This window comes from Mycobacterium sp. E3305, assembly GCF_001666785.1.
In the GTDB taxonomy this organism is placed as follows: Bacteria; Actinomycetota; Actinomycetes; order Mycobacteriales; family Mycobacteriaceae; genus Mycobacterium.
The window spans coordinates 1-751 of the sequence record NZ_LZJA01000199.1 but is presented as its reverse complement, the minus strand read 5'-3'; the positions used below and the strand labels follow the sequence as shown (position 1 = coordinate 751).

Here is a 751-nt window from a genome sequence, read left to right as displayed (position 1 = left end):
AGCGCCAATTCACCGGCGCACCCGCCTGGAACCAACCCCCACCCAAACGACGCAACCCCTGGCCCATCATCGCCGGCGTCGCCGCACTGGTCGTCGTCCTCGTCGTCGCCGCGGTCGGCATCGCGATGGTGATGGGCGGCGACGACAGCAACTCGCAGGCCAACCGGACCTCGACCTCGACGACCACGACGACCAGCAGAACGGTCACCACGACCACGACGAGCAGGGCCCCGAACCCGCAGAGCAAGCTGATGAGCGTGCTGCCCGCCGGATATCCCAGTGGCGCTTGCACCCCTGCCACCCCGAAGGCCAACAGCATTTGGGTGAACGCGTTGGCCATGGTCGACTGCGACCAGAACACCAACCAGGGCGGCCCTTCCCGCGCCGTCTACGGGTTGTTCGCCAATGCCGATCTGCTCAAGAAGGCGTTCGACGACGACGTCGCCGCCGTACAGTTGCTCAACTGTCCGGGGGCCGGTCCGTCACCGGACGGCTGGCACCACGACAGCACCCCGACGGTGACCGCCGGCTCGATCGCGTGCGGCACCTACAAGAACCACCCGAACGTCATCTGGACCAACGACGCCAAACTCCTGCTCTGTGACGCCTACGGTGATCCTCCCGCCCTCGAAGACCTGCATACGTGGTGGACGAACTACGGCGGCTGACTTGATGTGCTGTGGTGGTTGGGTGACAAGGATCAGCGATGAGTGATGAGCAGGCCTCGCGGGTGGGCACGGATTTCGGGCCC

1 pseudogene is annotated in these 751 nt (G+C 65.9%); it reads left to right on the top strand.

Features of this window, described 5'->3' with window-relative positions:
• Nucleotides 1-668: pseudogene (locus tag A5701_RS28590) on the top strand (hypothetical protein); the annotation flags it as partial.
• Between the last annotated feature and the right edge of the window lie 83 nt (nt 669-751).